Source organism: Mucilaginibacter sp. (genome assembly GCF_039921305.1).
In the GTDB taxonomy this organism is placed as follows: domain Bacteria; phylum Bacteroidota; class Bacteroidia; order Sphingobacteriales; family Sphingobacteriaceae; genus Mucilaginibacter.
Genome location: NZ_JBDSCA010000057.1, coordinates 112,070 through 136,380, shown reverse-complemented (window position 1 = coordinate 136,380; position 24,311 = coordinate 112,070). Strand labels below are relative to the sequence as shown.

General features: G+C 42.2%; 23 protein-coding genes. 9 read left to right on the top strand and 14 right to left on the bottom strand.

Going from position 1 to position 24,311, the window contains the following annotated elements:
- Nucleotides 1–35: 35 nt before the first annotated feature.
- On the top strand, nucleotides 36–635 hold the full coding sequence (locus ABIN91_RS18380; protein WP_348052904.1) for a hypothetical protein: 600 nt from the start codon (nucleotides 36–38) through the stop codon (nucleotides 633–635).
- On the opposite strand, the gene trpA is transcribed toward ABIN91_RS18380, so the two are convergent.
- From trpA to trpD, 4 genes are read right to left on the bottom strand one after another with little or no spacing between them, the layout of a single operon-like run.
- Nucleotides 625–1,398, bottom strand: a complete 774-nt coding sequence (gene trpA / locus ABIN91_RS18375; protein ID WP_348052903.1) for a tryptophan synthase subunit alpha — start codon at nucleotides 1,396–1,398, stop codon at nucleotides 625–627. The two genes, ABIN91_RS18380 and trpA, sit on opposite strands and share 11 nt — an antisense overlap.
- Nucleotides 1,398–2,579: a tryptophan synthase subunit beta gene (trpB, locus tag ABIN91_RS18370; RefSeq protein WP_348052902.1), complete on the bottom strand. Its 1,182-nt coding sequence runs from the start codon at nucleotides 2,577–2,579 to the stop codon at nucleotides 1,398–1,400. Before trpB ends, trpA begins: the two co-directional genes overlap by 1 nt.
- 2 nt (nucleotides 2,580–2,581) lie before the next feature.
- Complete coding sequence (locus ABIN91_RS18365) at nucleotides 2,582–3,199, bottom strand: phosphoribosylanthranilate isomerase (protein ID WP_348052901.1); 618 nt, start codon at nucleotides 3,197–3,199, stop codon at nucleotides 2,582–2,584.
- Between the two features lie 5 nt (nucleotides 3,200–3,204).
- The gene (gene trpD, locus ABIN91_RS18360) at nucleotides 3,205–4,194 is read right to left on the bottom strand and encodes an anthranilate phosphoribosyltransferase (RefSeq protein WP_348052900.1); all 990 of its coding nucleotides are present in this window, start codon (nucleotides 4,192–4,194) and stop codon (nucleotides 3,205–3,207) included.
- A gap of 294 nt (nucleotides 4,195–4,488) precedes the next feature.
- On the opposite strand from trpD, the gene ABIN91_RS18355 reads away from it, so the two are divergent.
- Nucleotides 4,489–5,484, top strand: coding sequence for an ion channel (locus ABIN91_RS18355; protein ID WP_348052899.1), 996 nt, complete (start codon nucleotides 4,489–4,491; stop codon nucleotides 5,482–5,484).
- Nucleotides 5,485–5,573: 89 nt separating this feature from the next.
- Here ABIN91_RS18355 and bioB read toward each other — a convergent pair whose 3' ends face one another.
- Nucleotides 5,574–6,572 (bottom strand): biotin synthase BioB, encoded by a 999-nt coding sequence (bioB, locus tag ABIN91_RS18350; protein ID WP_348052898.1) that lies wholly within the window; start codon nucleotides 6,570–6,572, stop codon nucleotides 5,574–5,576.
- 234 nt (nucleotides 6,573–6,806) lie between these two features.
- Nucleotides 6,807–7,652, bottom strand: coding sequence for a factor-independent urate hydroxylase (pucL, locus tag ABIN91_RS18345; protein ID WP_348052897.1), 846 nt, complete (start codon nucleotides 7,650–7,652; stop codon nucleotides 6,807–6,809).
- Between the two features lie 98 nt (nucleotides 7,653–7,750).
- On the opposite strand from pucL, the gene allB reads away from it, so the two are divergent.
- The 7 genes from allB (at nucleotide 7,751) to ade (ending at nucleotide 15,142) form a co-directional block, all read left to right on the top strand.
- Entirely contained in the window at nucleotides 7,751–9,082 is a 1,332-nt protein-coding gene (gene allB / locus ABIN91_RS18340; protein WP_348052896.1) for an allantoinase AllB, read from the top strand.
- Nucleotides 9,075–10,319 (top strand): M20 family metallo-hydrolase, encoded by a 1,245-nt coding sequence (locus tag ABIN91_RS18335; RefSeq protein ID WP_348052895.1) that lies wholly within the window; start codon nucleotides 9,075–9,077, stop codon nucleotides 10,317–10,319. The genes allB and ABIN91_RS18335 overlap by 8 nt, the downstream gene beginning before the upstream one ends.
- Before the next feature lie 6 nt (nucleotides 10,320–10,325).
- Nucleotides 10,326–11,072, top strand: a complete 747-nt coding sequence (allE, locus tag ABIN91_RS18330) for a (S)-ureidoglycine aminohydrolase (protein ID WP_348052894.1) — start codon at nucleotides 10,326–10,328, stop codon at nucleotides 11,070–11,072.
- 1 nt (nucleotide 11,073) lies between these two features.
- Nucleotides 11,074–11,577: a 2-oxo-4-hydroxy-4-carboxy-5-ureidoimidazoline decarboxylase gene (gene uraD, locus ABIN91_RS18325; RefSeq protein ID WP_348052893.1), complete on the top strand. Its 504-nt coding sequence runs from the start codon at nucleotides 11,074–11,076 to the stop codon at nucleotides 11,575–11,577.
- Nucleotides 11,574–11,912 (top strand): hydroxyisourate hydrolase, encoded by a 339-nt coding sequence (gene uraH / locus ABIN91_RS18320; protein WP_348052892.1) that lies wholly within the window; start codon nucleotides 11,574–11,576, stop codon nucleotides 11,910–11,912. The genes uraD and uraH overlap by 4 nt, the downstream gene beginning before the upstream one ends.
- A 30-nt stretch (nucleotides 11,913–11,942) precedes the next feature.
- Nucleotides 11,943–13,373 (top strand): phosphoenolpyruvate kinase, encoded by a 1,431-nt coding sequence (locus ABIN91_RS18315; protein WP_348052891.1) that lies wholly within the window; start codon nucleotides 11,943–11,945, stop codon nucleotides 13,371–13,373.
- Between the two features lie 140 nt (nucleotides 13,374–13,513).
- Complete coding sequence (ade, locus tag ABIN91_RS18310; protein WP_348052890.1) at nucleotides 13,514–15,142, top strand: adenine deaminase; 1,629 nt, start codon at nucleotides 13,514–13,516, stop codon at nucleotides 15,140–15,142.
- Nucleotides 15,143–15,271: 129 nt separating this feature from the next.
- Here ade and ABIN91_RS18305 read toward each other — a convergent pair whose 3' ends face one another.
- From ABIN91_RS18305 to ABIN91_RS18270, 8 genes are all read right to left on the bottom strand, one after another.
- Nucleotides 15,272–16,135 (bottom strand): AMP nucleosidase, encoded by an 864-nt coding sequence (locus ABIN91_RS18305; RefSeq protein WP_348052889.1) that lies wholly within the window; start codon nucleotides 16,133–16,135, stop codon nucleotides 15,272–15,274.
- Between the two features lie 2 nt (nucleotides 16,136–16,137).
- Nucleotides 16,138–16,839 (bottom strand): TIGR00730 family Rossman fold protein, encoded by a 702-nt coding sequence (locus ABIN91_RS18300; RefSeq protein ID WP_348052888.1) that lies wholly within the window; start codon nucleotides 16,837–16,839, stop codon nucleotides 16,138–16,140.
- A 57-nt stretch (nucleotides 16,840–16,896) separates the two neighbouring features.
- Nucleotides 16,897–17,259: a hypothetical protein gene (locus tag ABIN91_RS18295; RefSeq protein WP_348052887.1), complete on the bottom strand. Its 363-nt coding sequence runs from the start codon at nucleotides 17,257–17,259 to the stop codon at nucleotides 16,897–16,899.
- Nucleotides 17,260–17,523: 264 nt separating this feature from the next.
- Nucleotides 17,524–18,792, bottom strand: a complete 1,269-nt coding sequence (gene preA / locus ABIN91_RS18290; RefSeq protein ID WP_348052886.1) for an NAD-dependent dihydropyrimidine dehydrogenase subunit PreA — start codon at nucleotides 18,790–18,792, stop codon at nucleotides 17,524–17,526.
- A gap of 145 nt (nucleotides 18,793–18,937) precedes the next feature.
- Nucleotides 18,938–20,278: an NAD(P)-dependent oxidoreductase gene (locus ABIN91_RS18285; RefSeq protein WP_348052885.1), complete on the bottom strand. Its 1,341-nt coding sequence runs from the start codon at nucleotides 20,276–20,278 to the stop codon at nucleotides 18,938–18,940.
- 96 nt (nucleotides 20,279–20,374) lie between these two features.
- Entirely contained in the window at nucleotides 20,375–21,241 is an 867-nt protein-coding gene (locus ABIN91_RS18280) for a nitrilase-related carbon-nitrogen hydrolase (RefSeq protein ID WP_348052884.1), read from the bottom strand.
- A gap of 173 nt (nucleotides 21,242–21,414) precedes the next feature.
- On the bottom strand, nucleotides 21,415–22,797 hold the full coding sequence (gene hydA, locus ABIN91_RS18275; protein ID WP_348052883.1) for a dihydropyrimidinase: 1,383 nt from the start codon (nucleotides 22,795–22,797) through the stop codon (nucleotides 21,415–21,417).
- Complete coding sequence (locus tag ABIN91_RS18270) at nucleotides 22,781–24,304, bottom strand: NCS1 family nucleobase:cation symporter-1 (protein ID WP_348052882.1); 1,524 nt, start codon at nucleotides 24,302–24,304, stop codon at nucleotides 22,781–22,783. Before ABIN91_RS18270 ends, hydA begins: the two co-directional genes overlap by 17 nt.
- Nucleotides 24,305–24,311 lie beyond the last annotated feature (7 nt).

The window sequence follows — 24,311 nt, the reverse complement described above, 5'->3', positions numbered from 1 at the left end:
TTTAGCTTGGGTATATCAACATCTAAACCTCTACAATGATGGAAACACCGTATTCTGGCAGGGCAACTGTAAATGATAATTTTGACAGTATTGAAATAGTTATACCGTCTAAAAAAAATTGGTTTATCATACTGTTTATGTGTGCCTGGATGGGTGGATGGGTAATGGGTGAATTTTTCGCTATTACGTCCATTTTAAAAGGAGAAACATTTAGCAATCTATTTCTGGTGTTTTGGGTGATTGGTTGGACCGTTGGTGGTTTATTTGTAATCAGAACATTAGTCTGGAATTTTTCAGGCCATGAAATTATCACTGCAACTTCAGGTCAATTAACCATTATCAAAAAGGCAGTAATTGTTTTAAAGTCTAAAACTTACGATCTAAACTCCGCTAAAGACTTTAGAATTTTAGATGATGGTAGTAATGATATCTTTTCAAGCTTTGGCGGAAGAAGAACCAATCCTTGGTCCTTAGATAATGGTGGATTAATACGATTTGACTACGGCATGGAAACCATAAAATTTGCGGGCGGGATTTCGGAAGCAGAAGCCAAATCTATTTTAGACAAATTAAAAGACAAAAAGTATTTAAGTTCAATAAACTTTTCAAAAGAAGCAATAAATACTATCCTTTAAACTGCCCAATAAACTCAGGAATCCCGGCAAGGTAATCTTTGGTACTGTTTAGATATTTCACAAAAGCGCTGCCAACAATGGCGCCACTGTTATACTGGCAAGCTTTATCAAAAGCGGCTTTGCCAGCTATACCAAATCCAACTATGGTTGGATTTTTCAATTGCATATCCTCAATACGTTTAAAATACGTATCAACTGTATCATTTAAATCTAAAGCTTTACCAGTTATTGATGCTGAAGAAAGCAGATAGATAAAGCTATTACTTAATCCATCAATCTTGCAAATACGGTCTGCGGCAGTTTGTGGCGTTACCAGGAAAATGTTGCTCAGATTATTATCTGCAAAGTTATTGCTGTATAGCTTTTCGTATTCGTACATAGGTAAGTCGGGAACAATAACACCATCCACTCCTACCTCTGCAGCTTTTTTGCAAAAACGTTCAACGCCATACTGGATCATCGGGTTAGAGTATCCCATTAGTAAGACTGGGATAGTTACACGTTTACGCAGATCAGCTAGTTCCTCAAACAACACGTTCAAATTCATACCATTGTTTAAGGCTGTAAGGGAGCTATCCTGAATGGTTGGCCCATCGGCTATCGGATCGGAATATGGAAAGCCGATCTCCAAAAAATCAGCCCCAGCTTTTTCTAAAGCTTCGGCAATATCAACTGTGGTATTTAACGCAGGGTGACCGGCCGTGAAATAGATAGATAGCAGGTTTTGCTTTTTCTCAGCGAAGAGTTGTTGTAATCTGTTCATTAAAATCCGAAGTAGTTGATGTATGTTGTTAGGTCTTTATCGCCACGGCCAGATAAGCAGATAACCACATTATCGGTTGGTTTAAAGGTCATTTTTTCTAAATAAGCTAAGGCATGCGCGGTTTCTATAGCGGGGATGATACCTTCTAACTGCGAGCATAGTAAACCAGCCTGTAACGATTCATCATCGGTAATGCTCACATATTGCGCGCGGTTAACCTTATACAAATGTGCATGTTGTGGGCCAATACCGGGATAATCTAAACCTGCCGATATGGAATAAGGTTCAACAACCTGCCCATCATCAGTCTGCATTAAAATGGTACGGCTGCCGTGTAAAACACCTTCACAGCCTAAAAATGTGGTTGCTGCCGAGTGGCCGCTATCTACGCCTTTGCCTGCTGCTTCTACCGCTATTAATTTCACAGATTCATTATCTAAAAAGTGGTAGAACATACCCATAGCATTGCTGCCGCCACCCACACAAGCCATTACATAATCAGGCAGTTCGTTGCCAGTTTGTTCCAATAATTGCTTTTTTGTTTCTTCGGATATAATGGATTGAAACCTTGCCACCATATCAGGATAAGGATAAGGCCCTACTACCGAACCAATAATGTAATGTGTATCAACCGGGTTATTGATCCAGTCGCGCATGGCTTCGTTGGTAGCATCTTTAAGGGTTTTACTTCCTGATGTTGCCGGCACTACTGTAGCGCCCAGCATTTTCATGCGGGCAACGTTTGGTGCCTGGCGTTCCATGTCAATCTCACCCATGTAAACCACACACTCAATACCTTTTAAAGCACAAACGGTGGCTGTTGCCACACCATGCTGACCAGCACCTGTTTCGGCAATAATTCGCTTTTTACCCAAACGGATAGCCAGTAATATTTGCCCTATGGCGTTGTTTATTTTGTGTGAGCCTGTATGGTTCAGATCTTCACGTTTGAAGAAAATATTGGCGCCATATTTCTCCGAATAACGTTTAGCCAGATACAAAGGTGAGGGCCTGCCCACATAATCTTTCAATAGCTGGTTAAACTCAGCTATAAAAGATGGATCTGAAGTAATAGTCAGATATTGCTGGCGCAACTCCTCTATATTAGGATATAGCATTTCGGGGATGTATGCCCCACCAAAATCTCCGTAATACCCCAAATCGTTAACTCCGTAATTCATTATTATGATCTTAATATTTTAAACGCTTGTTCTAATTTTTGTACGTCCTTCAAACCTGGTTCTATCTCAAACTTGCTATTGAGGTCAACACCATAAAAAGCAGGATGTTTGATTTGCTTGATCTGCTCCAGGTTATCCAGACTTATACCTCCCGATAAAAAGAAAGGTTTGTTTAATGTGTATTTATTTATTACATCCCAATTAAAGGCTTTACCCGATCCACCATACCCAACGGTTTTAGTATCAAACAAAAACAGATCAACACTATTTGTATAATCATCAAGCTTCGTAAAGTCAAAACTATCATCTATTCCAAAGGCCTTAATAACTTCTACCTTATCACGAAAGTAAGTACAAAAATCGGGGCTTTCATCACCATGTAATTGTATCGAATTAAAGCCAAAATTGGCAATATGCTGTCCAATCTTTTCTTTACTTTCGTTAACAAAAACAGCCGTTTTAGTTACTCCGTCTGGTACATTTCTCAAAGCTTGAGCTAATGTTTCTGAAACATATCTTGGCGATTTATCATAGCATATAAAACCCATATAGTCAGGCTTTAATTCAGCAATCGCTTCAATATTTCCCGGGTTCCTTAAACCGCAAACTTTGATCTTCATTTTGTTTAGTTACTGCTTATTTTTTTAAAGCTGATCAATGCCTTTTTACTTAACAACGATTCCTCGGCTTCATAAAAGCAATCGGCAAAGTTTTTTTCAGGATTCAGTGTTTGTATAGCCAAAGCTGCATTACATAATACCACATTATTCTGAGCCGGGGTTGCCTCGCCTACCAAAACACTGATGAATATATCTGCCGATTCGGGCACCGTATTTCCACCGGCGATTTCCTCCGGACTTAGTTTGTCAAAACCTAATTGCTCTAAGGTGCTTATCTTTTCACCGGCTTTGGTAAACGTTTTAAAATCGCAGGTTAACGATACTTCATCATAGCCTTCTAAAGCATGTAATATGGTATAGTTTTTTGATGTTTTTTGATATAGGTAAGCATATAACCTTGCCAATTCTAAACTGAAAACACCTACTATTTGATTTTTGGGCCTTGCGGGATTTACCAGCGGACCCAGCATATTAAAAAATGTTTTAACTCCCAGTTCTCTTCGAATAGGTGCAACAGTTTTCATGGCCGGATGAAATAAAGGTGCATGCAGAAAACAAATACCTGCTTCGTCGACATTCCTTTTAATGGTACTGATATCGTTGGTGAACTTATATCCCAGGTACTCCATCACATTAGATGAACCACAACCTGACGACACACCGTAATTGCCATGCTTCGCAACCTTATATCCGGCACCAGCTACCACGAACGAAGCCAGGGTTGATATGTTAAAGGTGTCTTTACCATCGCCACCTGTACCACAAAGATCCACCAGTTGATCAGCATCCAATTCAACCGGGAGGCAAAGTTCAAGCATGGCATCGCGGAAACCTTCTAGTTCATCAACAGTGATATTACGCATGCAATAAGCCGTCATAAAGGCTGCCATTTGCGCGTTATTATATTGGCCCTGGGCAATGTTCGTCAAAATCACTTTCGACTCTTCTTTGCTAAAGGTTTTGTATTCAAAAAGATGGTTTAATATAGATTTCATTAGCCCCTCCAACCTCCCCAAAAGGGGAGGCTTTTAAAATTAAATTAATAATAAGCCTTTTGAACCTCCTCTCCTTCGGAGAGGCCGGGTGAGGCCAATAAAAAAGGGCTGCCATTGGCAACCCTTTACAATATATTTACGGATAAACACAGGGAAGCCTTACGATTACTCGTTAAGCCACCACCAATTGTTATTTAATCCGGTTTGTATCATTTCGTGGACAAATATGTAAATTGTTTTTTCTAAAAGCAAGCGTATACATAAATTTACAGTCATAAATAGCTATATTTAAACATGGGCATTAAGAAAGTAAAGATTAACCCTGAAAATGATATGGGTTTGGGTACACAGGCAGTATCCAAAAATCAACGCATATTTAATCAGGATGGATCTATTAATGTTAAACGCAAGGGCCTATCCTACTTTAACACCGCTAATAATTATCACAGGCTGATCACCATGAAATGGCACCATTTCTGGCTATTGATACTCAGTGGTTATTTAATTGTAAACCTTATATTTTCGTTTATCTATCTTAGTTTAGGTATTGAAAACCTGGTTGGCGCACAAGGTGCAACAGCTTACGAACATTTTTTTGACGCTTTCTTTTTCTCTGCACAAACCATTACCACAGTTGGTTACGGTCATATTTATCCTCACGGGATACCCGCAAGCAGCGTATCGGCAATTGAATCAATGATAGGCTTATTGGCATTTGCCCTGGCTACAGGTTTATTGTATGGCCGTTTTTCAAGGCCGTCTGCCAGGATAGCTTATAGTAAAAATTTGTTAGTTGCCCCATATCTCGAAAATGGTAAAGCCCTAATGTTCAGGTTAGCTAATAAACGCCGCAGTACACTGATAGATCTGGAAGTTGAAGTTATATTTTCTTATAACGAAGATGTTAATGGTAAAACTGTACGAAAATTCATTCCGCTTGAATTGGAACGTAAACGTGTGAGTATACTCACCCTCAATTGGACCATTGTTCATCCCTTAAATGACGATAGCCCGCTTAAGGATATCACCCACGAAGATCTCGAAAAAACAGAGGCGAGCGTATCGGTTTTATTAAAATCTTTCGACGATACCTTTTCACAAACTGTGCATTCCCGTACTTCTTATCAATACGATGAGGTAGTATGGAACGCCAAATTCACCCCAGCTTTTGATCGCGATGAAGAGGGTAGAATGGTGCTTGATCTGGGTAAGATAAGCGATCACGAGAAACTGGATGATTATGTAAAGGAGCAGCCTTTAAATAAAGAGTTGGCCAACAAAGCAATATAATTAAAAAATATCATTACTGTAAAGGTCAGATAACTCGGTGACAGAATTATCTGACCTTTACAGCAATGACGGGGTGGTGATTTATAATCTTAAGCTTCTATTTCCTCAACTTTTTGTTTTGGGCGGCCATTTTTGAAGGCTTCGCGTGGTTTTAAACCTAATAGTTCCAGCATAGCCATATCATCGCTAAAGCTTGGGTTTGGTGTGGTTAATAATTTTTCGCCAGCAAATATTGAGTTGGCACCGGCCATAAAGCAGAATGCCTGCTCAACGGTTGTCATTTCAGTCCTTCCGGCGGATAGGCGAATCACCGATTTTGGCATTACGATCTTCGCTGTAGCGATCATCCTAACCATATCCCAAACCGAAACACGGGGCTGATCTGCCAATGGAGTTCCCTTTACAGGAACCAACGCGTTGATAGGTACAGATTCGGGATGTTGCGGCATAGTTGATAATGTTTTCAGCATGGAGATACGATCTTCATTAGTTTCACCTAAACCGATAATTCCACCACTACAAACGCTAATATGTGCCTTACGTACATTATCTAAAGTATTTAAACGGTCGTCATAAGTACGGGTGGTGATAATACGTTTGTAATCATCTTCGGATGTATCCAGGTTATGATTATAAGCATATAAACCGGCATCGGCCAAACGCTGTGCCTGATTTTCGGTAAGCATACCCAGGGTACAGCAAACTTCCATACCCATGGCATTAACGCCTGTCACCATTTCTAAAACCTTGTCAAAATCGCGGTTATCACGTACTTCGCGCCATGCGGCTCCCATACATAAACGTGATGCGCCTCCCGCTTTCGCTTTGGCAGCGGCTTCTAAAACTTCTTCTTTAGGCATCATGGCATGTACATCAACACCGGTATTGTAACGGGCTGCTTGCGGGCAATATGCGCAATCCTCGGGGCAACCACCGGTTTTGATCGAGATCAGCGAGCTGATCTGTACTTCGGAATAATCCTTATTTTCGCGGTGAATAGTTGCTGACCTGTAGATCAGATCCAATAATGGGGAATAATATATTTCAGAAATTTCTTCTGTTGTCCAGTTATGTCTAACTTCAGTCATGTAGTGTCAAAATTTAATGATCCAAAAATACGGAAAAAATTGTTTGTGCAATTTGAGGTACAAATAAACTGTTTATTTAGAATTGATATATAAAATAGTTGTCATTTAGCGAGCCGGCAGGCAGGGTACGAGTAAGAAATCTTCTGCTCTTTGTATTTCGCCAAGCGCGAAGCAGAAGATTTCTCTTCGCCCCCTCGCTCATTTCCCCTCCACTCATCGAAATGACATAGAATACTACCCCCTTATCACCGTCCCGGTTATATAACCAAACGGCTCATCAGTAGCCATAAAAATTTCGTTCTTGTTATCCATACCAAATGGTTCCATGTTATAAGGTATATGATGTTTGTTCGGCATAATCAAACTGATCTCGGTAACTTCCGGATAGGTCTGCAATACTGCTTCACCCATGGCATAAAGCGTTTGCTGCACCGAAAGGCTGTTATGGAAGGCGAATGTTTTTAATAACGTGGTGCGGATCTGATCAAACATCGCTGTAAAATCAATGTTGATCGAGTTATAGGTCCAGGTGGCTTCGCATTTGGTAGCTAATATTCTATCAGTTGTTTCTTTGAGGATGGTGTAAGGTTCCTTGATGTATCCCGTAAAGGCAGAATCTGTTGTTTTTAGAATTAATAAATCTTTAATTCCTGCGGTGATGGTTATGCTGTCCTTATTCTGCACAATAGTTGTAGTGTGTTTTTCATCACCACTACTTACATAAGCGTGCGGGTGTACTGTACCATCAAAAGCCATGCGGGTGTACAGATGTTCGCTGATCTCGATATTAACTTTAGAAACCTGTGGATTATTACTAAAAAAAAAGTTTGAAAGGTACAGTCCAAAATCTTCAATACCCTTGGTAAAATGCTCCTTTGCTAAAATATATACCGTATTTTTTTGAGTATCGGTAGCTAAAATTTTAGAGTTATCTCCTTCGGTATGTGCGGTTTCAAAATCACCTTCGAGGGCCGAGTTTACGGATATTTGCCTAAATTCATGATGATCGTCATGACGGATGATCTTCGACAGATTCACAGCATTCTTTCCGTAAGCATTTTTCCCTAACTTGATATTCATTGTAATCAATTTTGTTTTATTGTTAAAAGATTAGCAATTTAGGGACTTTAAACTGATTTTGCAGTAAAATATATAAATTTTACTTTTTTTTACAAAAAATGAACCGCTTCGCAATTAAATCTACAAATATCATCACATCAAGCGGTGTAGTTAAAGGTCTGATACTGATTGAAAACGGAACAATAGTTAATGTTTTAAGTTACGATGCTAAAACCAGTTTCCCTATTAAAGATGTTGGCGATAAAATTGTAATGGCAGGCATCATTGACCCGCATATTCACATTAACGAACCCGGCCGCACCGATTGGGAAGGTTTTAACACCGCAACAAAGGCGGCCATAGCCGGAGGTTTAACCACTTTGGTGGATATGCCGCTAAATTCGGCGCCGGTTACAACCAGTGTTGCAGCGTTTAAAGAGAAATTGGCTGCAGCCGAAGGACAACTACATACCAACGTTGGTTTTTGGGGTGGTGTAGTACCGGGCAATACGGACGAAATTGAACCTTTAATTAAAATGGGTGTATTGGGCTTTAAAGCTTTTTTAACCCATTCGGGGATAGATGATTTCCCTAACGCGACTGAAGATGATCTACGCAAAGCGATGCCGATCATAGCAAAATATGATTTGCCATTATTGGTACATTGTGAGTTAACTGATGATTTTAAAGTTGAGAATCAAGACCCGCTATCGTATCAAGACTACCTTACATCGCGGCCAAAATATTGGGAAGATAATGCCATTGACCTGATGATCCGCTTATGCGAAGAATTTGATTGCCGGGTACATATTGTTCACCTGTCATCATCAAACTCAATATCAGCCATCGCCGAAGCAAAAAAACAGCGTTTACCTTTAACTGTTGAAACCGGGGAGCATTATCTATACTTTAATGCCGAAGATATTAAAGACGGGCAAACACAATTCAAATGCGCACCGCCCATCCGCGAAAAAACGAATAATGATTTGTTATGGGATGCCTTGAAGCAGGATGTTATTGATTTTGTGGCGACTGATCATTCCCCTGCCCCGCCCGATCTGAAACAGATGCAAACCGGCGATTTTACCAAAGCCTGGGGCGGTATATCATCATTGCAATTCGCCCTGCCTGTATTGTGGACTGCTGCTAAAAAGCATAATTGCATGTTAAATGATATAGCCAAATGGTTAAGTGAAAACCCAGCCAAACTGATAGGCAAAGAAGATAAAAAAGGAAAAATTGAACCCGGCTATGATGCCGACTTAGTAATTTGGGATGCGGAAACAAGTTTTGTGCTAACCGAAGATATGATACAACATAAGCATAAAGTAACACCCTATTTGGGCCAAACATTATATGGAATAGTTGAACAAACGTATATTGCAGGGAACAAGCTTTTTGATAAGGGAACCTTCCAGTTAAACCATGGAAAAGTGATATTGAATGAGTAATTATATACATCGCGCGGCGCAAATATTTTCACGGATTAACCAACTGGCCGCCATTAGCGAGCAAGAGGCCGGCATTACCCGCACCTTTGGTACCGATGCATTTTTACAAGGCAGCACTTTGGTATCCCAATGGATGCAAAAAGCTGGTTTGGAAACCCGTATTGATAATATCGGGAACGTTCGTGGTATTTTAAAAAGCAAGATTGAGGGCGCTAAAACATTTGTGGTGGCGTCGCATATTGATACTGTTGTTAACGCCGGTAAGTTTGATGGCCCGCTGGGTGTTTTAATGGGGTTAGATTTGTTAGAGCATTTGATAGCAACCGAAACTAATGTGCCATTCAATATAGAACTGATTGCTTTTAGCGACGAAGAAGGTGTACGTTACCATACCACTTATTTAGGTAGCAAGGTAGTAGTTGGCTCTTTTGATGAGGCACTGTTAAGTAAAACAGATAAAACCGGAATTAGCTTAAATGCCGCGATTGAAACTATGGGCGGTAAAAGTGAATTGCTACCCGCAGATGCTATTGTTGCCGCAGATTGGCTGGGATATTATGAAATACATATTGAGCAAGGCCCGGTATTGTATGAAAACCATATCCCCGTTGCTATAGTTACCGCTATTGCGGGACAAAAACGGGTAGAAATTACGTTTACAGGGATGGCTGGCCATGCCGGTACCGTGCCAATGGATATGCGTAATGATGCGTTGGTTGCAGCGTCGCAATTTGTTTTGGAACTGGAGCACTTCGCCATTAAAAACAAGGAAGATTTAGTTGCCACAATTGGTAAGCTTGATGTGGTTAATTCGGCCAGTAACGTAATTCCCGGCAAGGTAATTTGCAGCCTTGATTTGCGTAGTGCAGATGAATTGAAACTGGGTTTGGCCTACCATGCCATTAATCAGTTTTGCCAGGCTATTGCCGATAAGCGCGGTATTGAATTGAATTGGAATTTGATACAAGAAACCAAACCCGTAACTTGTGATGTGGATTTGAGCCAATCGCTTGAAAAAGCCATCGGGGCATCGAACATTAAACTTGTAAAACTGGTGAGTGGTGCCGGGCATGATGCCGTTCCGGTTTCGCAGGTAGCTCCGGTGAGCATGTTGTTCGTAAGGTGCTTTAAGGGCATTAGTCATAATCCTTTGGAAGATGCCGAGTTAGAAGACGTTGCGGCGGCCATTGAGGTATCGGATAAGTTTATAGAAGAATTAATAAAGAGTACTAAATAGAATAATATGGAGATTTCAGCATTAACCCGGTCGGTAGTAAAGCGTAACCACGCTGTTATTGCGCCCGATGGTTATATTAACAGCAATGTTCCGGGATGGGAAAACTGTACCGTAAACGTGATCATTAACGAGCAAATGGGTGCTAACCTTTGCCAAACATTAATTACAGCAGCACCAAATTGTACTTTAAAAGGCATAACCAAAGCCTCGCAGATATTTTTTTATGTAGTTGAGGGTAGCACCAAAGCTAATATTGGCAACAAGGGATATACCTTAACTAAAGGCCAGTTTGTGTATATCCCGATAGAAAAAGAATATTTGTTTGAGGACATGGCCGTGGGTACACAACTACTTACTTTTCACAAGGTTTATGAACATTTGGAAGGTTATGATGTACCGGATACCCTGTTTGGCGATCAAAAAGATATTGAAGGCCCGATATATATGAACGATGATGCCCTGCGCATACAGGTTTTATTACCTGCCGAATTAGGCTTTGACATGGCCGTGAATATTTTCACTTACCAAACCGGTGGTAACCTGCCCATGGTAGAAACCCATATTATGGAGCATGGCTTATTATACTTGCAAGGCCAGGGTATTTATATGCTCGACCATGAATGGTACCCGATTAAAAAAGGCGATTCCATTTGGATGGCACCTTATTGCCAGCAATGGTTCACAGCTATGGGTAAAGAACCCGCCATATATATTTACTACAAAAACGTAAACAGGCACCCAACAACCATTTAACATGACCATTGCCGAATTTAACCTTTTAAGCGAAACCGAAAAGTATGATGCGCTATTCAAATGCTGCGGATCAACAAGTTGGGCTAACTTGATGCTCACTGTTTTCCCGGTTGATAGCCTGGCTGATATATTAATAGCCGCCGATGAAAAATGGGCGCAATGTGACGAGGAAGACTACCTTGAAGCATTTACACATCACCCTAAAATTGGTGATAAAGATTCGCTGAAAGAGAGATTCGCGGCAACGGCAACATGGGCATCCAACGAGCAATCGGGTGTTAACACCGCATCTGCCGATGTGATTGATGCATTAGCTAAAGGTAACCGGGATTATGAAGATAAATTTGGCTATATATTTATTGTTTGCGCTACCGGTAAACCGGCAAGTGAAATGCTTTGGCTTTTGGAATCGAGATTACCGAACGATCCTGATAGAGAAATAGAAATAGCCGCCACTGAGCAAGCTAAAATAACCCGTATCCGTTTAGAAAAATTATTCGCATGAGCCAGATCACTACACATATTTTAGATACCACTTTAGGCAAACCGGCACAGGGTGTAGTGATATCACTGCATCAGCAAAACGGCAATGAGTGGAGCAAACTCGCAGAAGGTAAAACCAATGCCGATGGCCGAATCCCCGATTTATTAGATACCGGCTTAACCGTGCCAACAGGTATTTACAAAATGCGATTTGAGGTACAGGCGTATTTTGATTTACTTGAAGTACAAGCCTTTTACCCTTTTGTAGAGATCGTTTTTAACATAACATCCGGCGAGCACTACCATGTACCTTTATTATTAAATCCGTTTGGATATTCAACCTATCGCGGTTCCTGACCAAGGTTCCGCAAAAAAATATAAAAAGAGATGAAATTAAGCATCAGCGAAAGCGACAAAACCGCGCTATTAAACACACTTGGAACGGCCAATATCGAGTTCCAGAAAAAATACCCGGGCGATAAACCCGACAGGCAGGCTGTGCATACCGTATATGGTGGTGCCAACTTATTTAAATCGGACACGACGGTTAAGATGGGCGAAATTGCCTTGAAGAACCTTCAAACATACGCCCCAAACTTTGTAACGCTGGCTAACGTTTTAAAACTGGATGGCTACGAGCATTTGCCTCATTTGGAAGCTGATATTGAAAAGCTAACCAAAAAACTGGATGCCATGACCGAGGCCAAACGCAAGGAAGAAAGCGAGTGGTTAGCCTACTCCGTTTACAACAAGATAGTTAAGAAGTTACAAACCGAAGCCGTTGAAGATTTCCGGATAGATTTTGAAGATGGTTTTGGTAACCGCCCTGATGCTGAGGAAGACGCTACCGCAGTTAACGCAGCTAATGAACTGGCTTTAGGAATGCAAAATGGCACGATATCGCCATTTATTGGTATCCGCATCAAACCATTTACCGAAGATTTGAAAGCACGCGGCGTACGCACGCTGGATATTTTCCTGACTACCCTATTCGAAAAAACCAAAGGCAAACTGCCTGAAAACTTTGTGGTGATGCTACCTAAGGTTACAATCCCTGAGCAGGTGGTAACTTTGGTTAACCTTTTCGAGATCATTGAAAAAGCGAATAACTTACCGGCTGGCTATTTAAAAATGGAAACCATGGTTGAGGCTACCCAAATTGTGATGGACGATGAAGGCCGCAACCCTTTGTTCCGCATTATTAAGGCGAGCCAGGGGCGTTGTATTGCCGCGCACTTTGGTACGTATGATTATACCGCTTCGTGCGGGATAACGGCCAAATATCAAACTATGTCGCACTCTGTTTGTGATTTTGCCCACCACATGACTAAGGTTGCTTTGGGCGGAACAGGCATATTTTTATCTGACGGTGCTACCAACGTAATGCCAATAGGCCCGCACCGTGGTGATAGCCTGACTTTTGAGCAATTGAAAGAGAACCGCGATTCGGTACATAATGCCTGGAGAACTGGTTATACCCACACCATGCATTCGTTAATAAACGGAATGTACCAGGGTTGGGATCTGAACCCGGCACAATTGCCAATGCGTTACGCGGCTACCTACAACTTCTTTTTAAGTAGTTACAGCGATGCTGTTTTCCGTTTGAAAACCTTTGTGGAGCGTGCGGCGATATCAACCCTTACCGGGGATATTTTTGATGATGCGGCTACCGGTCAGGGATTATTAAACTTCTTTTTAAAGGCGATGAACTGCGGTGCTATTACCGAAGAAGAAGCCCTGGCAACTGGCTTAACTTTGGATGAGATCCGTAGCCGTTCGTTCTTTAGAATTTTGGAAGGAAGAAGAAAGAAGTAGAATATTTCCTTCTTCCTCCATGTCATTGCGAGCCATAGCGCGGCAATTGCACAGAAGCCAAGCGGCTATACAGGGCGAAGATGCCTCCGTGCGATTGCTTCGTACCTCGTAAGGACAAAACAAATTATATAAACAACAAAATGCAAATCACTGCCCGGTTAGTCGATATCAAAAACAAAAGCATTTACCCCGCAAGGATAAGCTTTGCCGACGGCAGGATCATGTCTGTAGAAAAAGTTACTGTAAGCGAAGAAGCAGCGCTCCCTTATATCATGCCGGGCTTTGTGGATGCACATGTGCATGTAGAAAGCTCCATGTTAGTACCGGCAGAGTTTGCACGTTTGGCAGTAGTGCACGGCACCGTGGGTACTGTTAACGATCCGCATGAAATTGCCAATGTATGTGGCCTTGCCGGAGTTGAGTATATGATTGAGAATGGCAAAACCGTTCCATTTAAATTCAATTTTGGTGCGCCAAGTTGCGTACCAGCTACAACTTTTGAAACAGCCGGAGCAGTTTTAGATGCCGCCGATATTGCCGAATTACTAAAGCGCGATGAGATCAAATACTTAACGGAAATGATGAATTTCCCTGGAGTATTAAACAGCGACCCTGAAGTTTTAGCCAAAATAAAATACGCTCAAAATGCAGGCAAACCCGTTGATGGCCATGCGCCTGGTTTACGCGGCGAACAGGCTAAACAATACATTGAGGCGGGTATAACTACCGACCATGAATGCTTTACTGCCGACGAAGCTTTGGATAAATTAAAGCATGGTATGAAGATTTTGATACGGGAAGGCAGCGCCGCTAAAAACTTTGACGCGCTGGTAGATCTGCTGCATGATCATCCGGATCATATCATGTTCTGTAGTGATGATAAGCATCCGGATAGCCTTGTGGCGAGCCATATAAATGAGCTTTGCAGCCGCGCGGTGCATAAAGATATCGACGTTTTCAAAGTGCTGCAAGCCGCTTGTATTAATCCGGTTGAGCATTATAAATTAGATATTGGGTTACTAAACGTTGGCGACCCTGCTGATTTTATTGTGGTTAAAGATTTGAGAAACTTTGAAGTGCTGCAAACCTATATTGATGGTATTCTGGTTGCCGAAAATGGTATCTCGAATATTAAAAGCAGTACAGCCGGTTTAGTGAATAACTTCCAGGTGACTGAAAAAACACCGCAGGATTTTGCTTTTACTGTTTCCAATTCATTTGATGAATTAATCCCGGTTATTGAAGCGATTGATGGACAGTTGATCACCAATAAACTGATGGTTAAACTTTTGCCAGAGAATGGTGTACTAAAATCGGACTTAAAAGACGATATCCTAAAAATAGCTGTGGTTAACCGTTACCGGGATGCCCCTGTCGTGAAAAGCTTTATCAAGAATTTTGGATTAACCGAGGGAGCCATTGCATCATCGGTAGCACACGATAGCCACAATATTGTGGTGGTTGGTGTAGATGATGAGAGCATTTGCAAAGCGGTCAATCTCATTATTAAAGCCCAGGGTGGCGTTAGCTGTGTAAGCGATAATGGCGAGTCTATCCTGGCTTTACCAGTTGCGGGTCTAATGAGCAACGAGGATGGTTACAAGGTAGCCAAAGCTTATACCGCTATTGATAAAAAAGCCAAACTACTGGGATCAACCCTCTCCGCTCCTTTCATGACTTTATCTTTTATGGCCTTACTGGTGATACCACATTTGAAGTTGAGCGATAAGGGTTTGTTTGATGGCGCTGAATTTAAGTTGATTAACTGATTCTCACCAAGCCGTCATTGCGAGGTACGAAGCAATCCCCAACTATACAGGGCGAACTTGCATGGCCGCTTGTCCTAAAGAGATTGCTTCGTACCTCGCAATGACGCGTGGAGAATATGCCTCTGCTCTCTAAAATTTCAAATGTTTTACGGTAAGCCCGTTATTGATCAATTGCTTTAACGAATCTATACCAACCTTCAAATGGGTTTCTACATAATTCTCGGATACTTTAGAATCACTCTCTGCGGTTTTAACACCTTCCGGGATCATGGGTTGGTCGGATACTAACAAAATTGCGCCCGTCGGGATTTTGTTGGCGAAACCCGTGGTAAATATGGTGGCAGTTTCCATATCGATGGCCATAGCGCGCAGGGTTTTCAAGTATTTTTTGAATTTCTTATCATGCTCCCAAACACGGCGGTTGGTGGTGTAGCAGGTGCCGGTCCAATAATCACGGTTATGCTCGCGAATGGTGGTTGATATCGCCTTTTGTAAAGCAAATGATGGTAGCGCCGGAACTTCGGGTGGCATATAATCATTTGATGTTCCTTCGCCACGAATAGCGGCTATGGGTAATATCAGATCACCTACGTTGTTTTTCTTTTTCAGGCCACCGCATTTCCCTAAAAATATGGCGGCTTTGGGTGTGATGGCGGTAAGCAGATCCATTACAGTAGCGGCCAATGCGCTGCCCATGCCGAAATTGATGATGGTAATACCGTCGGCACTTACACTTTGCATGGGTTTATCTAAACCGATTATTGGCGCATCATTGTGCCATTTAGAAAACAATTGCAGGTAACCCGAAAAATTGGTCAAGATGATATAGCTGGTAAAATCTTCCAGCGGGCGGCCGGTATAACGTGGCAGCCAGTTATGCACAATAGCCTCCTTGGTTTTTAAACCAGACCGAACAGCACTTTGTACTTCCTTAATTTTTTTAGACCGCTCTACAATTGCCGCATCTTTTTTTACAACTTTTTCTTCGTTCATGCTTAAAAATTCGGCTTAATGATATACTTTTCGTAAAACTTAACAATATGGGCCACTGCATCTTCGGCAGTATCAACCAAGCGGAACAAGTTCAGATCTTCTTCTTTAATATTACCGGCGGTAAGCATTTTATCTTTAGTCCATTCTATCAGATCTTTCCAGTATTCGGTACCAACCAAAACTATCGGAAACCGGGCTACTTTGCCGGTTTGTATCAGGGTAACTGCTTCAAAAAATTCATCCAATGTTCCAAAACCACCCGGCATGGCTATAAAACCCTGCGCGTATTTCATAAACATTACTTTCCGGACAAAGAAATATTTAAACTCTAACAACTTATCCCGATCAATATATTTATTCTCAAATGCTTCAAAGGGCAATTCTATCCCCAACCCGACTGATTTACCACCGGCCTCAAAAGCGCCTTTATTAGCAGCTTCCATAATGCCGGGGCCACCGCCTGAGATTACGCCATAGCCCTGTTTGGTAAGTAAACGGGCTATTTCTTCGGTCAGCAGATAATATCTATGATCTGCTTTAGTACGAGCCGAACCGAATATGGAAACGCATGGGCCAATTTTGGCCAGTTTTTCAAACCCGTCAACAAACTCGGCCATTATTTTTAGTATCTGCCACGAGTCGGTAACCTTGATCTCGTTCCAGTCTTTATTCTCAAATGCCTTCCGTATTCTATCCTCTTTCATGTATAAATATTTACTACTGTAATGACTCAATTATCAAAACAGTATTTGATATGGGTATCACGACCCTGTTTGCCTCAATCCAATAGCCGGTGTGCTAAATTTGATAGCGTTTAAATAATGTGATAAAATGTGTGTATACTGCTCATAAATCACACTGCCGCAATCTAATTGTTCCTGTCCTCTGAATAAGATATAAACTATTCTGCCCTCGTTATTGGCCTGCATGTGAAATTGCCAATCGCCAAAGGTTAGGTAAATGCTCAACCCACCAGTCCATGTTTTGTTTAACATGTTGGTTTGGTATAAACCTTTCCTTGTAATGTGGGATAACAATTTATCGGCATTATTTTGAGCCAGTTCATTTGGCTCAGAATAACCTTCAACAGGGAGTTTGATTACGGCTTCGATTTCAGGGTGCATATACTTGTAGTAAAATTTAAAAAAAGAGGTCAGTACTTAATTCTAATTCCAAACTATTTGGAAGACCGGGTTTCGCCAGTCTTTTACGCAGTTCGTGCATACAAAACCCTTAAATTTAAGGCTTTACTTTCAGAATATCAAGAAGTTCAATTAATTTATTTACAAATTAATGCTATTTTAACAAAATATTTGCTGAAATATAAGTTTTTGATTGTAATTATTGTTTAAAATTGATTTAAAAATAACAAATTATACTTTTACAGCTTAATGATCATTCAATGGTAAACCAAGACGTTGATAATCCTTCCAGTTAATGTATTCATCGCCTTTGCGGTGCTCAACCATGGTAATACAATTATCAACAGGGCAAACCAAGGCGCATAAATTACAGCCTACACATTCTTCCTCTTTAATGGTGTATTTGTTGTATGGCTTACCATAATCCAAAGCGATGGATTGGTGCGATGTATCTTCGCAGGCGATGTAGCATAGACCGCAATGCACGCATTTATCTTGGTTAATATTAGCGATAACGTGATAGTTGATGTCCAGGTCTTCCCAGTTTGACATGGTGTGGACGGATTTACCAATAAAATCATCCAGCTTGGCAAAGCCTTTTTCGTCCATCCAGTAATTCAAACCTTCAATCATATCCTCCACAATACGGAAACCATGTTTCATAGCAGCAGTACAAACCTGTACGTTGGATGCGCCGAGCAGCATAAATTCAACGGCATCTTTCCAGGTACTGATACCTCCGATACCCGAAACAGGCACTTTACGGGTTATCTCGTTCTGAGCAATGGTAGTCAAAAATTTTAATGCGATAGGTTTAACCGCCGGACCACAATAGCCACCAAAAGCAGATTTACCACCAACATTTGGATTAGGAATTAAGGTATCCAGATCAATTCCGGTTACCGATTGTATGGTATTGATCAGCGAAAGCGCATTCGTGCCACCCAAAACCGAAGCTAAACCGGTTGGTACAACAGAATGTACATTTGGCGTTAGTTTGGTTATTACCGGTATTGTGGCAATTTCCATTACCCATTCAACCACCATGCGGGCAATTTCCGGATCCTGGCCTACGGCTGCTCCCATACCACGCTCAGTCATCCCGTGCGGGCAACCGAAGTTTAGTTCCAAACCATGCGCTCCTGTGTCTTCTACTTTTTTAATGAGTTCATGCCAGCTTTCGCGGCTGTTATCCGCCATAAGCGAAACAACCATCGCCCTATCGGGAAATTCTTTCAAAACCTCTTTGATCTCGATCAGGTTGATATCAAGCGGCCTGTCGGATATCAGCTCAATGTTATTGAAACCCATTACCCGACTACCATGGTAATCAACCGCCGAATAGCGCGACGATACATTTTTTACCTGCGTGCCCAGGGTTTTCCATACCACGCCACCCCACCCGGCTTCGAATGCGCGGAGTACGTTTATTTTTTTATCTGTTGGTGGCGCGCTCGCCAACCAAAATGGGTTAGGCGATTTAATGCCTAAAAAATCTGATGATATATCGGCCATGGTATTTGATTGATGGTTAGGGGTTCATAGTTGACGGTTCATAGTTCATGGTAGAACAACCTTTCAAATACTCTGCTTAACCAGTTTTGTCTTTTATTAATTTTCCCTTTTTACTATGATCTATGAACAATGATCCATGAACTAACTATGCGCCCAAATAGGACAAAATTCCCGCTGCGCCGTCTTTTCCGGCTTGAACGGCGTCTACTACTTCTTTACCTCCGTTAACGCAATCACCACCGGCAAATATGCCTGCTATATTGGTTACGCCATTTTTATCGGTTGTTATTTTACCGTATTTATTTTCGAGGCTTAGGCCCGATACGAGGCTTTCGAAAGGCATTTGCCCGGCTGCTTTAATTACCATATCTACTTCGAGCGCGATTTCTTCGCCGGTTTCTATTGGTGAGCGGCGGCCGCTGGCATCGGGTTCACCCAATACCATTTTGCTGCAAACTAAGGTTGTTACTTTGCCATCTACGCCTAAAACTTCTTTTGGAGCAGCCAGCCAAATAATGTTACAGCCATCCAGTTTGGCAATATTGAGTTCCACTTCGGTACAAGGCATTTCGGCCTGAGTACGGCGATAAACCATTGTAACCTGCTTGGCACCGAGGCGTTTGGCTTGGGTAGCGGCATCAATGGCCGTCATTCCCATACCTATTACGGCTACGCTTTCGCCTACTTTTACTTCGCTAAAATCTTTACTGCGGATATCGTAAATGAAGCTGATGGCATCTTCTACACCATCCAAATGCTCACCCGGAATTTCGAGCTGACGGGCTAAACCTACGCCGATACCTACATAAACGGCATCATAGCGGCTTTGCAGATCGGCCAGCGTAATATCTTTACCTAACTCCTGGTTATATTTAATTTCGATACCACCTATTGATAGAATGTATTCTACTTCATCCTCGCAAAAGCCAGGGGTAACTTTATAAGCTGCTATGCCATAAGTCATTAAACCACCACCTTTGGCTTCTTTTTCGTAAACATCAACATCAATACCTTCGCGGGATAAAACGTGCGCACATGATAAACCTGCCGGGCCGGCACCAATAACGGCTACTTTTTTGCCGTTTGATTGCTTGCGTTTAAATAGCGGCCATTTGTTGGCTATCGCTTTTTCGGTTGAGTAACGTTGTAAACGGGCTATCTGGATGGGTTCTTCTTCCATCAAATTGTACACACAGGCACCTTCGCACAGTTTTTCAACCGGGCAAACTTTAGAGCATCCACCACCCATAATATTGGATGTAAAGATGGTATGTGCAGAGCCTTTGATATTTTCGGTAGCTATTTGTTTGATGAATTTTGGCACATCGATACTCGTCGGGCACGATTTCATGCACGGTGCATCGTAGCAAAATATACAGCGGTTTGCTTCTACCAAGGCCGCAGTCAAGTTCTCGAATGGCGGATGTATATCAGCGAAGTTCTCTTCGTATTGATCGGTAGTAAGCCTGAAATTGGTTATAGGCATGTGTTTTGTTTAATGTGCGAATGTGCAGATATGTGAATGTGCAAATTCTATTGATTTCTTTAATTTGTGTCTTTGTTCCTTGCTCTTTAATCCGAACTACAATTCCGTTATTGGGCCGTAAGTTTCGGGGCGGCGGTCGCGGAAAAACTGCCAGGTGCTGCGTACTTCGTCTATCATATCCAAATCAAATTCAGTTACCAGCAGTTCATCATCGTATTCTGATGCGGTGGCTAATATTTGCCCGCGTGGATCAACATGGTATGAAGAGCCATAAAAACGACCCAGATTCCATGGCTTTTCTTCACCAACCCTATTGATGCAGCCCATAAAATAACCATTTGCAGCGGCATGTGCCGGTTGCTCCAGTTTCCAAAGATATTGGGACAAACCGGCTACGGTTGCTGATGGATTATACACTATTTCGGCCCCATTCAAACCCAGGCAGCGTGCGCCATCAGGGAAATGCCTGTCGTAACAAATATAAATGCCCACTTTGGCGTATTTAGTTTGGAATACAGGGTAACCTAAGTTGCCTGGTTTAAAAAAGAACTTTTCCCAAAAGCCGTTAGTTTGCGGGATATGATTTTTGCGGTATTTACCTAAATAAGTACCATCGGCATCAATAACGGCGGCGGTATTGTATAAAACGCCGGCCTGCTCCTTTTCATATATCGGAACGATGATTACCATGTTATATTTTTTGGCGTATTGCGCCATCAGATCGGTTGTTGGGCCAGGTACGGCTTCCGCGGAAGCGTACCATTTGGCATCCTGACCGGGGCAAAAGTATGGGGTATTGAAAATCTCTTGCAGGCACAATATTTGTACACCTTGCTTTCCGGCTTCCTCAATGTAAGGGATGTGCTTTTGTACCATGGCGTTCACAATTTCGGGAATGGTTCCCTCACCTTCGGTAAGCGGCAAACTCATTTGTATTAAGCCTGATTTAATGATTCTTGGCATGTAAATGTTTTTCTATAGTATAGTTAATGTTATCCCTTATTTAAAATTTGTCATTTCGAACGAGGTACGAGAGAGAAATCTTCTGCTCCATGCTTGTGAACTTTGCACGTCGCAGACTTTTATTGAGCAGAAGATTTCTCCTATCGTCGAAATGACATAGTTGGTTGTGTTAATTATAATTTCCCTGTTACCTTATTCCTCTTAATAAACTGCCCGTAACCTTTATCAACCAAACAATTATTATCGTCAATAGCAACCTTACCACGCAACAATACCGTTTTCACTTTGCCTGTAACTTGCCAGCCTTCGTAGCCGGAGTAATCCACGTTCATGTGGTGAGTGGCTGCTGATAGCGTGTGCTGTTCATTCGGATCGAAGATCACGACATCGGCATCGCTGCCTACCGCTATGGTTCCCTTGCGGGGATACATACCGAATGCTTTGGCGGCGTTGGTAGCTGATACTTCTACAAATTTGGAAAGGCTTATTTTGCCTTTGTTCACACCTTCGGAGAATAACAATTCAAACCTGTTCTCTATCGCAGGGTGTCCGTTCGGGATCTTTGAAAAATCATCCTTGCCCATCAGTTTTTGCTCCCACATGAAGGGGCAGTGGTCGGTAGCTACAATTTGGAGCAAGCCTTGATTGATACCGGCCCATAACGCTGCCTGATCTTTCTTTTTCCGTAAGGGCGGACTCATTACCCATTTAGCGCCCTCAAAATTTTGCTCGTATAACGATGCATCTAAAATTAAATACTGGATACAGGTTTCGGCAAATACCTGGTAATTGCGGGCACCAGCTTCGCGAACGGCGTTCAACGCGCCCTCACAGGTTAGGTGAACAATGTAGGCAGGGCAGCCCGTATAACCAGCCATTTGGGCGAACCGGTTTGATGCCTCGGCCTCGGTAACTTCTGGTTGCGATAAATAGTGATACAGGGGGGATAGTTTGCCTTCGGAGCGGTGCTTGGCAACCAGGAGGTCAATCATATCTCCATTAGTCGCGTGAGCTGTAACCATCCCACCCTGTTTTTTCACTTCACTCATCAAACCAAACATCTGACGGTCATCAACCATCAGTGCACCTTTATAAGCCATAAATGTTTTGAAAGAGGTTATTCCCTCCTCCTCAACCATTTGTTTGATCTCGGCCTTTACATTTTCGTTATAATCTGTTACAGCCATATGGAAGCTGTAATCGCCAACGGCAGTGCCTGTTGCGCGTGATTGCCAATCCGTCAAAGCATTTTTTAGTGAATCGCCTTGTGTTTGCAGCACAAAATCGATCACGGTTGTGGTGCCGCCGTATAATGCGGCACGTGTACCTGTTTCGTAGGTATCGCTGGAGAATGTACCCATAAAAGGCATGCTCAGGTGTACGTGGGGATCGATACCACCCGGGAAAACCATTTTTCCTGTGGCATCGATAACCTTATCGGCTTTATAGCTTAAATTTTTTCCGATAGCGACAATTGTTTCGCCTTCGATATAGATATCAGCAATAGAATCATCAGCGGCAGTGATGACCCTGCCATTTTTAATTAATACTGACATTCAGATCTCCTTCGTTAAGATTAGTAAATTCGGTTACGGTTTCTTTTTGTTTTTGCATCATTACGAGGTAAACCAAGCCCGAAATGAAGAAGCCTACAAACCAGGCATAGTTGTACAGGTAATCAACCCAGGGCCAAACGGCATCTTTACTCAATACATGTATAGTGGTTAAAAAGCCGGGGATGTTTGGCGCGATACCTAATACCAATGCCACAATAGCTGCGGTGTTAAAACCGTTGCCAAATGTGTAGCGGCCATTGTAGCTGTACAGTTCTTTTAAACTTAGAGTTTGTTTGCGGATGAAATAGTAGTCCGCTATCATGATACCTCCTATTGGCCCCAATAAGCCTGAATAGCCTACCAGCCAGGTAAAAATATAGCCTGATGGATCGGCAATTAGTTTCCATGGGAAGATACACATACCTATGATACCAGTGATATAACCACCTGTTTTAAAGTTGATTTTTGATGGCGACAGGTTAGCAAAATCGTTAGCCGGACTTACGATATTGGCCGCTATATTGGTTGCCAATGTTGATAAGGCTACAGCTAACATGGCAATGCTTACCAATAGTTTGCTATCGAATTTTCCGGCCAGCACTACGGGATCCCAAATGGTTTTACCGTAGATGATGAACGTTGCCGAGGTTACCACCACACCGATGAACGAAAACAACGTCATGGAGGTTGGCAAGCCTATAGCCTGCCCCATTACCTGTGCTTTTTGGCTTTTGGCGTAGCGGGTAAAATCGGGAATATTTAATGATAATGTTGCCCAGAAACCTACCATCCCCGTAAGGGAAGGGAAAAAGTAATGCCAGAATTCGCCGGTTGATTTGAATTTGGATGGCTGATCTAAAATAGGACCTAAACCATGCCCGGCATTGATAGCCCAGAACAACAAGGCCAACGCAGCAGCGGGTAAAAAGAAAGCTTTGAACACCAATAGTTTTTTAATGCTATCAACACCCAAATAAACTACATACATATTTAGCGCCCAAAACAGCAGGAACATGATAGCCGGACCGGTTTCTAAAGCCCAGGAAACCGGGAAGATCTGCGGAAGCGTGGCGATGCCCGGAATCCACAATTTAACCATTTGATAAAGGGCGTAACCACCTATCCAGGTTTGGATACCGAACCAGCCACAGGCAATTATGGCGCGAAGCATAGCCGGAATATTGGCTCCCCTTATACCAAAACTCGCCCTTGCAAAAACCGGAAACGGGATGCCATATTTAGCGCCCGCGCGTCCGTTTAATACCATGGGAATCAACACAATAGTGTTACCTATCAAAATGGTTAGTATAGATTGCCACCAGTTCATGCCGCCTTCGATTAATGAGCTGGCCAGCATGTAGGTAGGGATACATAAGCTCATGCTGATCCAAAGAGCGGCGTAATTCCAGGTATTCCAGGTGCGCTTATCCATAGGGATAGCGGCGAGGTCTTCGCTGTGCAATTCCGCGTCCATTATTTCGGTTGAGATGGTTGATGTATCCTTCATTTTATAC